The following is a 13960-nucleotide window of genomic DNA, read 5'->3' on the forward strand; positions in this document are numbered from 1 at the left end:
ACCGGGCCCTTCGCCGTGCGTCAGGGGCGCGCGGCCGCGTCCCGGCGCTGCTTGACCAGTCCGGCGACGCTGAGCAGCGCGACCAGCACCCCGGCCGCGTACAGCTGCTGGCGGTTGCCCTCGGTGGTGGTCATCAGGGCGAGGATGCCCGCCACGGCGGCCATCGCGATCCAGGTCAGGTACGGGTAGCCCCACATCTTCACGGTGAGCAGCTCGGGTGCCTCGCGCTCCAGCCGGCGGCGCATCCGCAGCTGGACGATGCAGATGAACAGCCAGACCACCAGGATCGCGACGCCGGTGGTGTTCATCAGCCAGGTGAACACGGTGTCCGGCCAGAACTTGGCGGCCAGCACGGCGCCGAAGCCGAACAGGCAGGAGGCCAGCACGGCCCGCCGCGGCACCCCGCCGCTGACCTTGGCCAGCGCCTTGGGGCCCTGGCCGCGGCCGACCAGCGAGTACGCCATCCGGGAGGCGCCGTAGATGTTGGCGTTCATCGCGGACAGCAGCGCGATCAGCACCACCACCTCCATGATCGTCCCGGCCCCGGGGACCCCGAGGTGGCGCAGCACGGTGACGTACGGGCCGTCGGCGACGACCGCCGGGTCCTTCCAGGAGACCAGGGTGACCACCAGGGCCATCGAGCCGATGTAGAAGATCGCGATCCGCCACACCGCGGTGCGCACCGCGTTGGCGACGTTCTTCCTGGGGTCGTCGGACTCGGCCGCTGCGATGGTCACCGTCTCCAGGCCGCCGTAGGCGAAGACCGAGGCGAGCAGGCCGACGATCAGCCCGCTGACGCCGGTGGGCAGGAAGCCGCCCTGGCCGGTGAGGTTGTCCGTGCCGGGGGAGCCGGGGCCGATCACGCCGGCGATGCCGAGCCCGCCGAGGACCAGGAAGGTGATGATCGCGGCGACCTTGATGGTGGCGAACCAGAACTCGAACTCGCCGAAGTTCTTCACCGCGGTGAGGTTGCTGACGCAGAAGAAGACCATGAACAGGGCGACCCAGACCCAGGAGGAGACTCCGGGGATCCAGCCGTTGACGATCTTCCCGGCGGCGGTGGCCTCGGCGGCGACGCCGCAGCAGAGCATCACCCAGTACATCCAGCCGGCCGTGATCCCGGCCCAGGGGCCGACCTCCTTCTCGGCGTGCACCGAGAAGGAGCCGGAGGCCGGGCGGGCGGCGGACATCTCCCCGAGCATCCGCATGATCAGCATGACCAGCAGGCCGGAGAGGGTGAAGGCGAGGATGATCGCCGGCCCGGCGGCCGCGATGCCGGCGCCGGAGCCCACGAAGAGGCCCGCGCCGATCACGCCGCCGAGGGCGATCATCGACAGGTGGCGCTGCTTGAGCCCGTGGCTGAGCTGCTGGCCGCCGGGCGGCGGGGGAGCGGCGTCGCCGTTCCCGGGCGCCGGGGGCGCGGAGGTGGGGGCCATAGGGGTGGATCCAGACTTTGCGGAATGCGGCATGAGCTGTCCAATATCCGGCGACGCCGCTGTCCATGCCAAGAATGTCCGGTCCGGGCCCACCATGCGGACCGGCCGGTCGCCGTACGTGACCCCATGACAGCACATCGTCGCGTGCGGACGGTTCCGACAACGTCCGAGGGCGGGGCTTTGTCCGAAACCGTGCCGGTGTGGGAGTGGATCACCGCGTAGGTTCACAGGTGTTCACTCACCTGGACCCTCACGGAGGAGCCCCCGATGGCCACTGCCACCACCCCGATAGCGCGCCGCGCCGTCCTCGCCGACCTGCTGCCCACCGCCTCCACCCGCCTCGGCGCCCAGGCCCGCGACCTGGCCCTGGTGGTCGGCGGCGCCGCGCTGACCGGTGTGGCCGCCCAGCTGTCGGTGAACGTCCCCGGCTCGCCGGTGCCGGTCACCGGCCAGACCTTCGCCGCCCTGCTGGTCGGCACCGCGCTCGGCGCCCGCCGCGGCGTCGCCTCGATGGCGCTCTACCTGCTGGCCGGCATGGCCGGCCTGCCCTGGTTCGCCGAGGGCACCTCCGGCTGGGCCATGCCCTCCTTCGGCTACGTGCTCGGCTTCGTCCTCGCCGCCGCCCTGACCGGCGCGCTGGCCCGCCGCGGCGCCGACCGCACCCCGGTGAACACGGCCGTCACCATGGTCCTCGGCAGCCTCGCCATCTACGCCGTCGGCGTCCCGTACCTGGCCCTGACCCTGCACGTCCCGCTGGCCCGCGCCGCCGAGCTGGGCCTCTACCCGTACCTGGTGGGCGACGCGCTCAAGGCCGCCTTCGCGGCCGGCGCCCTGCCGCTCGCCTGGAAGCTGCTCGGCCGACGCTGACCCACCCGGCCCCCGTTGTCGGGCCCGGGCGCACCCGCATGCCACACTCATGGGCATGCGCGTGTACCTGGGCTCCGACCATGCCGGCTACGAACTGAAGAACCACCTGGTGGAGTGGCTCAAGGGGGCCGGCCACGAGCCGGTCGACTGCGGGCCGCACATCTACGACGCCGAGGACGACTACCCGCCGTTCTGCCTGCGCGCCGCCGAGCGCACCGCCGCCGACCAGGACGCCCTGGGCATCGTGATCGGCGGCTCGGGCAACGGCGAGGCGATCGCCGCCAACAAGGTCAAGGGCGTCCGCGCGGCGCTGGCCTGGAGCGTGCAGACCGCCGAGCTCGGCCGTCAGCACAACGACGCCAACGTGATCTCCATCGGCGGCCGGATGCACACCGTCGAGGAGGCCACCAAGTTCGTCGAGGTCTTCCTCGCCACCCCCTACAGCGGCGAGGCCCGGCACACCCGCCGGATCGAGATGCTGAGCGAGTACGAGACCACCGGCGAGCTCCCGCCGATCCCGGCCCACCACCCCCAGGGCTGATCCCGCCACCCACCCGCCCCGACGGCCGGCCGCATCCTCCCGTGCGGCCGGCCGTCGTCGTTCCCGCCCCGTCCGCGTCTGTGGGATCGGCCACAGGACCCGGCGTACGCACAACCCCGTACGCGGGGCGCACGCGCGGCCCGCAGGCTCCGTACGTCCAACCGGCGCACGCCTCCTGACGGCATGCCCGCCACCGCGCCGTTCGGCCGAAACGCGCTGAGCGGCCCGCGCGCCCGCGCCGCCGCCCGCCCCCGGGCCGTCGACGCCGGGCCGCACCCGTGGATAGGGTCGGGCCCCATGGCTGGCAGACCGCCGGGCGCACCGCCCCAGACGACTGCGACGAGGCCCGGCGCCGCCCAGGCCGCCGAGCCCGTGACGGCCCGGCTGCGCAAGAGGCTCCGCCGGGTCCGCCGAAGGCTGCGCACGGCCGGGGTCGACTACTTCCGCGGCGGCGCCGCCGACTGGCCGGTGCTCTGCGCGCTGGCCCTGCTCGTCCCGCTGATGATCCTGCTGAACATCTGGATCCCCGACTGGGCCCCGCCCACCGCCCTGGTCCTGCCGATCCTGGCCGGCGCGCTGCTGCTGCGCCCCGGCTCCCTGGTGGTGCTGTACGCGCTGGCCGCCCTCGGGCTGTCCGCCGAGTCCGTGATCCACACCGGCCAGCGGGTCGCCAGCGAGAACCCGGAGGCCTACGTCTACGGCGTGACCCCCGGCGCGGCCCTGGTGGTCGGCGCCGCCGGGGTGGGCGGCCTGCTGCTGGCCCAGTTCCGGGCCCGGGTCGGCGTCCCCTGGTGGGGCGGCTCCACCATGCTGTTCGACCTGCGCGAGCGGCTGCGGGTGCAGAGCCGGGTGCCCGACCTGCCGGCCGGCTGGCACGCCGACATGGCGCTGCGCCCGGCCGGCGGGCAGTCCTTCTCCGGCGACTTCGTGGTGGCCGCCCGCACCGGCCCCGGCCAGCGGCTGCTGGAGGTGGTCCTCGCGGACGTCTCCGGCAAGGGCATGGACGCGGGCTCCCGGGCGCTGCTGCTCTCCGGAGCCTTCGGCGGCCTGGTCGGCTCGCTGCCCGCGCACGACTTCCTGCCCGCCGCCAACGGCTACCTGCTGCGCCAGTCCTGGGAGGAGGGCTTCGCCACCGCCGTCCACCTGGTGCTGGACCTGGACACCGGCGAGTACGAACTGCTCTCGGCCGGGCACCTGCCGGGGATGCAGCGGCTGGCCGGCGAGGGGCGCTGGGAGGTCAAGGAGGCCGACGGCCCGCTGCTCGGGATCTACGACGGCGCCAAGTTCGACGGCGTGCGCGGCCGGCTGAACCGGGGCGACGTGCTGATGCTGTGCACCGACGGCATGGTCGAGGCGCCCGGCCGGGACCTCACCGAGGGCATGGACCGGCTGATGGGGGAGGCCGACCGGCTGGTCCCCGGCGGCGGCCCGGGCTCGGGCGCGGGCGCGGCGTCCGCACTGATCGAGACGGTGGCCCGGGACATCAACGACGACCGCGCCGTCCTGCTGCTCTGGCGCGACTGAGGGTCGTCCGCCGACTCCGATCCGGCACCGACGGTCGGCACATGCCCCCGGCAGGTGAGGGCGGCCCTGTCAAGCCTGGCAGCTGATCTTCGGCCATATCGGACGACCCGTCGGCGGACCGGATCAGCGGCTTCCGTTCCCCACCCCCGGGCGTTCCCCCGCCGCTCAGCACCGCCCCGCCGACGATTCGTCAGAACGGCTCCGCTATCGTCCCGGTCGGCGGAAACTCGTCCCGCACCGCAGGATGTCGGCATTGGGCTGACTGTCAGACCTTTACGCAATCGGCACGGTCGACCACACTGAGTCCGGGCGGGACTGTTCAGGATTCGGGGGATTGGGGGCGACACGTGCGGCACAGCAGACAGCGGTTCGGTGCGGGCCCCCTCGCCGGCGCTGCGCCGGACGGTCCGCGATTCCGCCTCGGGACCGTCGGACAGGCCGGGGTCCGGCTTCGCAGGTGCCGCCGGGCGGCGGCACCACGGTATGAAACGAGGAAGTGAGTCCGGGTGGCACTCTCCGTCTCCGCGCTGGTTCTGTTCGCGATCCTGTGCATCATCTTCATCCGGAACAAGCAGCTGAAGATCCCGCACGCGATCGTCGCCGCCCTGTTCGGCTTCATGCTGCACGAGACCACGATGGCGACCTCGATCAACTCCATGCTGGCCAACCTGGCGCACAGCATCTCCAGCATCACCGGCGGCTGACCGGACTGCTCCCGCACGCCCCGAGCCGAAGCACGTCCCGAGCCGAAGGGGCGCGCCGGTGCCGAAAGGGAGAAGCGAGGGAGCGACGCAGGAGTGACGGAGCGCCGACCGTCGGCACCGGGTCACAGCGCCCCGGAGGCGAGCGGGCGAATGACAGCTACAGCTACCGGCCGGCTCGCCGGGCCTCCCGCCAGCGGGCGAACAGACCCCGGGGGCGTGCCGCCGCCGGGGCCGGGGCACGTACCGGCGCGGGTGCCGCGGCACCCGCCGGCGCGGCCGTGACCGGTGCTGCCCGCTCCGCCGTCAGCAGCACGAACAGCCGCGCCCAGCACAGTCGTTCGCCGCGCGGCCAGTCCAGCGCGCGCAGCGCCGCGGAGGCCGCCTCCGACACCTCGCCGCCCACCCGGACCTCGGCGACGTCGTCCCCGGCCTTCCCGCCCAGGAAGAGCTTCACCCCGACCGGCCCCGGCCCGGCCAGCTCCTGACGCAGCGCCGGAGCCAGCGCCGGCAGCACCCGGTGCTCGGCGAGCCAGGCCGCCAGGTGCTCGTTGCCGAAGCCGAACACCGCCGCCGGCCCCTGCACCGCCCGCCAGCCCGGGAGTTCGGGCAGGTCCGGGCGGTCGGCGTGGATGCCCCGCCCGTCCGCCAGCTCGACCAGCACCGAGGCGGTGGTGGTCGCCCACATCTTCACCGCGTTCGCGAGCTTCTCCTCCTCGGTCTTGCCGAGGCCGGCCGCGCAGTCCCACACCACCGGTCCGTCCGCCCGGCCCAGCTGCAGCACGAAGCCGAGGTCCACGTGCCCGGCGCCGCCGTCGTCCCCGGGGTGCTCGCGCACCGCCACCGCGGTGGTGCCCGGCCCGCGCACCACCTCGCCGTCCGGGTGGAAGTCCTGGCCCAGCCGTGCCATCTCCAGGACCACACAGCGCTGTATGACGGCCAGTCGCTCCTGCGGACGCACCGGGACTCCTCCACCTCGGGAGCGCGGCGCCTGGGCAGCGCTCGAACTGCGCTCGAACGCCGCCGAGGCTATCGGCCCGACCGCCGTGCGGGAAACCGTTCGCACGGCCTTGCCCTCCGGTCGCGGGAATGTCCTGAATGCCCCACTTTGGGGAGCGGAACCTGAAGGCCGCCCGCCTGGAGAGCCCGCATGCCCCGCACCGCCCTGACGCCCGCTCCGCCCTACCCGCCGCACTGGGACGGCTCCGGCCTGGTCGCCGAGATCGAGGCCTACCTCGCCTCGCTGCCCGCCCCCGCGTCCGCCCCCGGGCCGTACGTCTGCCGGTACGGGAGCACCCTGCGCCCCTGGCAGGCCGGCCACCCGGAGCCCCGGGCCACCCTGCTCGACCGGGCGCTGCGCCGGCCCGCCCGGCCGGTCCCGGTCACCGCCGCCGAGCACCTGCGGCTGGCCTCCCGCTACATCGGCGCCCACGGCTGGCTGCAGGGCGCGATGTGGGACCAGGCCGGCCGGGTCTGCCTGCTCGGCGCCCAGGCGGCCGTGCTGGCGTACGGCTACGGCACCCCGGCGACCGTGCGCACCGGCCGGGTCCAGCTGATGGAGGTGCTGCACGCCACCGGCCGCCCGGCGCGCTCCCCGGACGAGTACAACGACCGCCCCACCACCCGGGAGGGCGACGTGCACCGGTTGCTGGACCGGGCCGCCGCCCGGGCCGCCCGGCTGGGCCTCTGAGGCCCGCCCGGCCCCGGGAACGCAGGCAGCCCGGGAACGCCGACGGCCCCGGTGCGCTGGGCGCACCGGGGCCGGGCCGGAAGAGCGGGTGACGAGAATCGAACTCGCGTGACTAGTTTGGAAGACTAGGGCTCTACCATTGAGCTACACCCGCGCGAAGCCGCCGACCGTTGCCGGCCGGAAGTTCGGGACACAGCGTACCTGGTCCGGTCCCTCCCGTGCACACCGCATTCCCCGCGCACCCCCTTCCGACGTGCTCCCGTCGGACCCCGAATAAGTCGACGAGCCGTACAGGCCCGGCGTGTACGCTTCCTCTCGGCACCACGGGGTGTGGCGCAGTTTGGTAGCGCGTCCGCTTTGGGAGCGGAAGGCCGTCGGTTCGAATCCGGTCACCCCGACAGTGCGGCAGGGTCTCGCCCACCGGGGCGGGGCCCTGTTCTGTGTCACGGCCTTCTGTGCCGTCTGTGTGACGGCCCCGGGACGGCGGTACGGTGGCGTCTGGCGTCCGCCTTTCGTGGTACCGGTAGGATGGGGCGCTGGCGGTAGTCCCTGTGGCGTCCACCCAGGTCAACCGCACGAGGGCGAGGAGTCAAGCTCACCGTCCACCCACACGGGAGATGCAGCTCCAACCGCCCATCGCCCGTCTCGTCCGCCCCACCCGTACCGGCTCCGGCCGGACGTGAGGGACGGGCGGAGACAACCTGACCGCAAGCCCCTAGGAGACCTAACCGTGAAGAGCGCCGTCGAGACTCTGAACCCGACCCGGGTTCGACTCACCGTCGAGGTGCCCTTCGAGGAGCTCAAGCCCAGCCTCGACGCGGCGTACAAGAAGATCAACCAGCAGGTCACGGTTCCGGGCTTCCGCAAGGGCAAGATCCCGGCTCGCGTCATCGACCAGCGCTTCGGCCGTGGTGCCGTGCTGGAGGAGGCCGTCAACGACGCCCTGCCGCGCTTCTACACGCAGGCCGTCGACGAGGGCAAGATCGAGGTCCTCGGCCAGCCCGACATCACCAACATCGAGGGTGTCGAGAAGATCGCCGATGGCGGCGACCTGAAGTTCACCGCCGAGGTGGACATCCGTCCCGAGATCACCCTCCCGGAGTTCTCCTCCATCGAGGTGACCGTCGACCCGATCGCCGTCTCCGACGAGGACATCGAGAAGTCGCTGGAGCAGCTGCGCGAGCGCTTCTCCTCCGTCAAGGACGTCGAGCGCGCCGCGGCCGCCGGCGACATCGTGGTCGTCGACCTGATCGCCAAGGTCGACGGTGAGGTGCCGGAGGACGGCACCGCCACCGGTGTCAGCTACGAGATCGGCTCCGGCCGTCTCATCGACGGCATCGACGACGCCGTCGTCGGCCTGTCGGCCGGCGAGGAGAAGACCTTCGAGACCGAGCTCAAGGGTGGCACCCAGGCGGGCAAGACCTCCGAGGTCTCCGTCACCGTCACCGCCGTCCAGGAGAAGGAGCTGCCGGAGCTGGACGACGAGTTCGCCCAGCTGGCCAGCGAGTTCGACACCCTGGAGGAGCTGCGCGCCGACTCCCGCAAGCGCCTGGAGCGCATGAAGGAGTACGACCAGGCCACCCAGGCCCAGGAGAAGGTCCTCGACGCGCTGCTCACGCTGGTTGAGATCGAGTACCCCGAGAAGCTCCTGAAGGACGAGATCGAGACCCGCAAGCACAACGTCGAGCACCACCAGCTGGAGCCGATGGGTCTCGACATCGACACCTACCTGGAGACCCAGGGCAAGACCCGCGAGGAGTGGGACGCGGAGATCGAGGAGCAGGCGAAGAAGGGCATCAAGACCCAGTTCGTCCTGGACCAGATCGTCGCCAACGAGGAGCTGGGTGTTAACCAGGAGGAGCTCACCGAGCACCTCATCCGCCGTGCGGCCGGCTCCGGCCTCACCCCGGACCAGTTCGCCCAGCAGGTCGTCCAGGGCGGCCAGGTTCCGCTGCTGGTCGGCGAGGTCGCCCGCGGCAAGGCGCTGGCCACCGTGGTCGAGGCCGCCAAGGTCGTCGACACCGAGGGCAACGAGATCAACTTCGACGACGAGGACGAGACGGGCGAGGCCGTCGAGGCCGCCGTCGCCGAGGCCGCCGAGGACAAGGCCGAGGAGGGCACCGAGGCCTGAGCGCCCCGGTAGCCCCCTGAGGTGCTGCAGCGGGCCCGGACGCCGTACGGTGTCCGGGCCCGCTGTCGTCCCATCGCGCACCCCGCGACCCTGCGCTCACAGCGAACAGTTCTGCGTGAGGGATTCTGCGGCCGGGCCTGCGCGTTAGGGTCCTTGGACAGCACCAATCACGACGTGATACCCGGAAGCTGTGCGACATCGTGACGGCCGTGGAGCGACCGTCCAAATCGACTGAGCAGGTGGCTAAGTGACGTTCCCGCAGATGCAGATGCCTGGCCCGATGGCGCCGCACGCCGCCGCTGGTGACGTGCTCGGCGGCCTTGGCGACCAGGTCTACAACCGGCTGCTCAACGAGCGGATCATCTTCCTCGGCCAGCAGGTCGACGACGACATCGCCAACAAGATCACCGCGCAGCTGCTGCTGCTGGCCGCGGACCCCGAGAAGGACATCTTCCTCTACATCAACTCCCCGGGCGGCTCGATCTCGGCCGGCATGGCGATCTACGACACCATGCAGTACATCAAGAACGACGTCGTCACCATCGCGATGGGCATGGCCGCCTCGATGGGCCAGTTCCTGCTGACCGCCGGTGCCAAGGGCAAGCGCTTCTCGCTGCCGAACGCCAACATCCTGATGCACCAGCCCTCCGCGGGCCTCGGCGGTTCCGCCACCGACATCCGCATCCAGGCCGAGCAGCTGCTCCGCACCAAGAAGCGGATGTCCGAGCTGATCGCCTTCCACAGCGGCCAGTCCTTCGAGCAGATCACCTCGGACTCCGACCGTGACCGCTGGTTCACCCCGGAGGAGGCCCTGGAGTACGGCCTCATCGACGCGATCATGCACAGCGCCGCGGACGTCCCCGGCGGCGGCGGCACGGGCGCCTGAGCCTCGGCCCGGCCCACGAGACCACAGCCACAACGCCCCGGAGGACCAGAATCCCCATGAACATCCCCAGCCTGTCGGCCGCCCAGGCCCGCGTCGAGGACATGCGTGCCGAGGGCCGCTACATCGTCCCGCGCTTCGTCGAGCGCACCACCCAGGGCATCCGCGAGTACGACCCGTACGCCAAGCTGTTCGAGGAGCGCATCATCTTCCTCGGCTCCCAGGTGGACGACGTCTCGGCGAACGACATCATGGCGCAGCTGCTGTGCCTGGAGTCGATGGACCCGGACCGCGAGATCCAGATGTACATCAACTCGCCCGGTGGCTCGTTCACGGCCCTGACGGCCATCTACGACACCATGCAGTACGTCAAGCCGGACATCACCACGGTCTGCATGGGCCAGGCGGCCTCCGCCGCGGCCGTGCTGCTCGCCGCCGGCACCCCCGGCAAGCGGATGGCGCTGCCGAACGCCCGGATCCTGATCCACCAGCCGTACACCGAGACCGGCCGCGGCCAGGTGTCCGACCTGGAGATCCAGGCCAAGGAGATCTTCCGGATGCGCGAGCAGCTGGAGGAGATGCTCTCCAAGCACTCCGACAAGTCGGTGGAGCAGGTGCGCGACGACATCGAGCGCGACAAGATCCTGACCGCCGAGGAGGCCAAGGAGTACGGCCTGATCGACCAGATCATCTCGACCCGCAAGACCTCGCTGACCTCCTGAGGCCGGCACCCCCGGGGCGGGGCGCGCGAACCACTGCGCGCCCCGCCCCGGCCCGTCGGCGGGGTCTGCCACGGCATCTGTTCGGTATCAATTCGCCCAGGGCGTAGGGCAGACCCGGCGAAGAGGACGGAATCAAGGGCCCGGCAGAGTACCGTCGGATAGCGAGACCGAGCGCCGTCGGCGCGGACGGTCCACAGCACCAGGCCCCGGAACCCCTGCGGGGCCCCTGGCGAAGGGGAAGCACCTCGTGGCACGCATCGGAGACGGTGGCGACCTGCTCAAGTGCTCGTTCTGCGGCAAGTCGCAGAAGCAGGTGAAGAAGCTGATCGCCGGCCCAGGCGTGTACATCTGCGACGAGTGCATCGACCTGTGCAACGAGATCATCGAGGAGGAACTCGCCGAGACCTCCGAGGTCCGCTTCGAGGAGCTCCCGAAGCCGCGTGAGATCTACGAGTTCCTGGACCAGTACGTGGTCGGTCAGGACCTCGCCAAGAAGGCGCTGTCGGTCGCGGTCTACAACCACTACAAGCGTGTCCAGGCGGGCGAGGCGGGGCGCAGCGGCGGCAACGGCCGCGAGGACGCGATCGAGCTCGCCAAGTCGAACATCCTGCTGCTGGGCCCCACCGGTTCCGGCAAGACGCTGCTGGCGCAGACCCTGGCCCGGATGCTGAACGTGCCGTTCGCGATCGCGGACGCCACCGCGCTGACCGAGGCCGGGTACGTCGGCGAGGACGTCGAGAACATCCTGCTCAAGCTGATCCAGGCGGCCGACTACGACGTCAAGAAGGCCGAGACCGGGATCATCTACATCGACGAGATCGACAAGGTCGCGCGCAAGAGCGAGAACCCGTCGATCACCCGGGACGTCTCCGGCGAGGGCGTGCAGCAGGCGCTGCTGAAGATCTTGGAGGGCACCACCGCCTCGGTGCCGCCGCAGGGGGGCCGCAAGCACCCGCACCAGGAGTTCATCCAGATCGACACCACCAACGTGCTGTTCATCGTCGGTGGCGCGTTCGCCGGCCTGGAGCGGATCATCGAGGGCCGCGCGGGTGCCAAGGGCATCGGCTTCGGCGCCAACATCCGTTCCAAGCGCGAGTCGGACGCCAGTGACCACTTCCGCCAGGTGATGCCCGAGGACCTGGTGAAGTTCGGCATGATCCCCGAGTTCATCGGCCGGCTGCCGGTGATCACCAGCGTGCACAACCTCGACCGCGAGGCGCTGCTGCAGATCCTCACCGAGCCGAAGAACGCGCTGGTCAAGCAGTACCGCAAGCTGTTCGAACTGGACGGCGTGGAGCTGGAGTTCTCCCGGGACGCGCTGGAGGCGATCGCCGACCAGGCGATCCTGCGCGGCACCGGCGCGCGCGGTCTGCGGGCCATCATGGAGGAGGTGCTGATGTCCGTGATGTACGAGGTCCCCTCGCGCCAGGACGTCGCCCGCGTGGTGGTGACCGGGGACGTGGTCTCCAAGCACGCCATCCCCACCCTGGTCCCGCGCGACATGATCAAGCGCGAGCGGCGCGACAAGAGCGCCTGACCCGACGGCCGTACGCGAGGGGCCCCGCACCGGATCTCCGGTGCGGGGCCCCTCGCGTTCACCGCGGATCGCCCACGGCGTGGGCTACTTGGCCACCTCGGCCGCCGCGCGCAGGTCGCGGGTGTCGGCGGCGAGCTTGTCCATGTCGGGCTGGGTGCCGTCCTCGGCGCCCTTCAGCACCATGACGACGCTGCTCTTGTCGGCCCAGGCGCAGAGGGCCAGCTTGGTCTCGCCGTCCTGGGAGGTGGCGCAGTCCATCTGGCCGCCCTTGGGGCCGGGGTCCACCGAGTGCCGGCCGCTGAGCGTCCCGCCGGCGCCGGCGAAGCCGCTGAACATCTGGTCCAGCTCCTGCTTCGGCAGCAGCACCTTGCCGTAGACGCCGACCGCGACCAGCTGGACGTTGGAGTCCGAGTCCTCGTACACCCCGGCGACGCCGGTGGGCTTCCAGTTGCCGTCGCCCTGGCCGATCTTGGACGTGAGCTCGTCCTGCAGCTTGCCGGTCACCGCCGGGTCGTTGTTGGCCTTGAGGTCCTTGAAGGCCGTCGGCATGACGATCTTCTGGGTGCCCGCGCCGTTGGTCATGCTCCAGCCGAGGTACGCCAGGGCGCCGACGACCAGTACCACGACGGCGCCGATGGTGCCGAGCACGATCCACAGCGTCTTGCGGGACTTGCGCGGCGGGACCGGCGCGTATCCGGCGTAGCCGTAGCCGGGGTGGGCCCCGGGCATGCCGTCCGCGTACCCCGGGTAGCCGCCGGCCTCCGGGGCGCCGGGGGCGGGGTACCCGGGCGGCGGGGCCTGCGGCGGGACGCCGCCGTAGCCGGGGCCGGCCGGCGGCGGGGTCGCCGGGTAGCCCGGCTGCGGGGGCCCGTAGGGGTTCTGGTCGGACATGCGGGGCCCTTTCTGGACGTCACGCGTGAACGCCGCCGGGGACTCCGGCGGTGGAGTGCTGCTGCTGTCGGGGATGGTTCCGGGCGGGGCCCGGACTACTTGGCGACCTTCATGGCGTCCCGGACGGCGCGGGTCTTCTCGGCGGCCTGGTCCGGGGTGATGCCCGGGTCGCTGCCGGCCGAGCCGCCCGCGCTGCCCAGGCTGAGGTGGCTGAAGGTGACCCGGCCGTAGGTGGACTTGTCCGCCCACACGCAGACCGTCGGGCCGGGCTTGCCGATGAGGCTGGCGACGCCGCAGCTGAGCTTGCCGTCGGAGGCGTGGCTGTCCTTGGCGGGGAAGTCGGTCATCGGGGTGGACCAGGTCAGGCCGCCGCTCTCCTTCTTGGAGTCGGCGATGATCTGGGCCGGGTCGTTGAGGGTCCCGTAGATGCCGAGGACCGACAGCGAGTCCATGTTCTTGATGTCGGCGCCCTTGCTGTAGCTGGCACCCAGGCCGTGCAGGTCCGAGCCGATCTTGGCGACGTCGGGCTTGCTCATGTCGACGGCCTCCTCCTTCGCCGACTTCTGGACGTAGCCGTCCAGCAGCGTCTGCGGTGCGCTGAGCTTGTACTGGCCGCCGGAGTCGCTGCCCGCGCCGAGGAACTTCCAGGCGGCGAAGCCGCCGCCGCCGAGCACCAGGGCGCCGACGACCAGGCCGATGACCAGGCCGCCCTTGCCCTTGCGCGGCGGCGCCGGGGGGTAGCCGGGCTGGCCGTACGGCGCCTGCGGCGGGTAGCCGGGCTGGCCGTAGGGGGGCTGCGGCGGGCCGTAGGGCTGCTGGGGCGGGTAGCCGTACTGGGGCTGGGGGGCGCCATAGGGCGGCTGCTGCGGCGGGGGCCCGCCGTACGGCTGTCCCCCGTAGGGCTGGCCCTGCGGTTGCGGATACTGCTGTCCCTGTCCCTGGCCGTACATGTGTCCTCGTGCTCCCCCGCCGCACCTGCGGCCGATCTTCGGTTGGGTATGTCCGTGTACGTCCGGTCACCCGGACGAGTGCCCGGG

The 13960-nt window shown here is 71.7% G+C and carries 13 protein-coding genes and 2 tRNA genes; 10 read left to right on the forward strand and 5 right to left on the reverse strand.

Translation table 11 applies throughout. From position 1 onward, the window contains the following. Positions 1-20 precede the first annotated feature (20 nt). Positions 21-1436: an amino acid permease gene (locus ABTZ03_RS02025; RefSeq protein ID WP_502894368.1), complete on the reverse strand. Its 1416-nt coding sequence runs from the start codon at positions 1434-1436 to the stop codon at positions 21-23. Positions 1437-1703: 267 nt separating this feature from the next. Here ABTZ03_RS02025 and ABTZ03_RS02030 point away from each other — a divergent pair, with 267 nt between their 5' ends. The 4 genes from ABTZ03_RS02030 to ABTZ03_RS02045 all read left to right on the forward strand — a co-directional run bounded on the left by ABTZ03_RS02030 (position 1704) and on the right by ABTZ03_RS02045 (position 5072). After that, positions 1704-2303 carry a biotin transporter BioY gene (locus ABTZ03_RS02030; RefSeq protein ID WP_350510914.1) on the forward strand — a complete coding sequence of 200 codons (600 nt, stop codon included), beginning with the start codon at positions 1704-1706 and terminating at the stop codon, positions 2301-2303. Between the two features lie 55 nt (positions 2304-2358). Continuing rightward, positions 2359-2844 carry a ribose-5-phosphate isomerase gene (locus tag ABTZ03_RS02035; protein WP_350510915.1) on the forward strand — a complete coding sequence of 162 codons (486 nt, stop codon included), beginning with the start codon at positions 2359-2361 and terminating at the stop codon, positions 2842-2844. A 297-nt stretch (positions 2845-3141) separates the two neighbouring features. Next, positions 3142-4368, forward strand: a complete 1227-nt coding sequence (locus tag ABTZ03_RS02040; protein ID WP_350510916.1) for a SpoIIE family protein phosphatase — start codon at positions 3142-3144, stop codon at positions 4366-4368. Positions 4369-4874: 506 nt separating this feature from the next. After that, positions 4875-5072: a hypothetical protein gene (locus ABTZ03_RS02045; RefSeq protein ID WP_350510917.1), complete on the forward strand. Its 198-nt coding sequence runs from the start codon at positions 4875-4877 to the stop codon at positions 5070-5072. Between the two features lie 163 nt (positions 5073-5235). Here the strand turns inward: ABTZ03_RS02045 and ABTZ03_RS02050 are convergent, their stop codons facing one another. Then, a complete protein-coding gene (locus ABTZ03_RS02050) occupies positions 5236-6030 on the reverse strand; it encodes a DUF6348 family protein (RefSeq protein WP_350510918.1) in 795 nt (264 codons plus the stop codon). A gap of 189 nt (positions 6031-6219) precedes the next feature. Here ABTZ03_RS02050 and ABTZ03_RS02055 point away from each other — a divergent pair, with 189 nt between their 5' ends. After that, positions 6220-6759, forward strand: coding sequence for a DUF6197 family protein (locus ABTZ03_RS02055; protein WP_350510919.1), 540 nt, complete (start codon positions 6220-6222; stop codon positions 6757-6759). A gap of 83 nt (positions 6760-6842) precedes the next feature. Here ABTZ03_RS02055 and ABTZ03_RS02060 read toward each other — a convergent pair. Next, positions 6843-6913: transfer RNA gene (locus tag ABTZ03_RS02060), tRNA-Gly, on the reverse strand. 170 nt (positions 6914-7083) lie between these two features. Between ABTZ03_RS02060 and ABTZ03_RS02065 the strand changes: the two genes are divergently transcribed. The 5 genes from ABTZ03_RS02065 (at position 7084) to clpX (ending at position 12032) form a co-directional block, all read left to right on the forward strand. After that, positions 7084-7157, forward strand: a tRNA-Pro gene (locus tag ABTZ03_RS02065). 332 nt (positions 7158-7489) lie between these two features. Then, complete coding sequence (gene tig, locus ABTZ03_RS02070; protein ID WP_350510920.1) at positions 7490-8890, forward strand: trigger factor; 1401 nt, start codon at positions 7490-7492, stop codon at positions 8888-8890. A gap of 268 nt (positions 8891-9158) precedes the next feature. Further along, positions 9159-9776, forward strand: coding sequence for an ATP-dependent Clp protease proteolytic subunit (locus tag ABTZ03_RS02075; RefSeq protein WP_350511200.1), 618 nt, complete (start codon positions 9159-9161; stop codon positions 9774-9776). 56 nt (positions 9777-9832) lie between these two features. Continuing rightward, the gene (locus tag ABTZ03_RS02080) at positions 9833-10495 is read left to right on the forward strand and encodes an ATP-dependent Clp protease proteolytic subunit (RefSeq protein ID WP_350510921.1); all 663 of its coding nucleotides are present in this window, start codon (positions 9833-9835) and stop codon (positions 10493-10495) included. Between the two features lie 247 nt (positions 10496-10742). Beyond that, complete coding sequence (gene clpX / locus ABTZ03_RS02085; protein ID WP_030283761.1) at positions 10743-12032, forward strand: ATP-dependent Clp protease ATP-binding subunit ClpX; 1290 nt, start codon at positions 10743-10745, stop codon at positions 12030-12032. Between the two features lie 84 nt (positions 12033-12116). On the opposite strand, the gene ABTZ03_RS02090 is transcribed toward clpX, so the two are convergent. Beyond that, entirely contained in the window at positions 12117-12923 is an 807-nt protein-coding gene (locus ABTZ03_RS02090; protein ID WP_350510922.1) for a hypothetical protein, read from the reverse strand. 95 nt (positions 12924-13018) lie between these two features. Then, entirely contained in the window at positions 13019-13873 is an 855-nt protein-coding gene (locus tag ABTZ03_RS02095) for a hypothetical protein (RefSeq protein ID WP_350510923.1), read from the reverse strand. Between the last annotated feature and the right edge of the window lie 87 nt (positions 13874-13960).

It is taken from the genome of Kitasatospora sp. NPDC096077 (genome assembly GCF_040303245.1).
In the GTDB taxonomy this organism is placed as follows: Bacteria; Actinomycetota; Actinomycetes; order Streptomycetales; family Streptomycetaceae; genus Kitasatospora.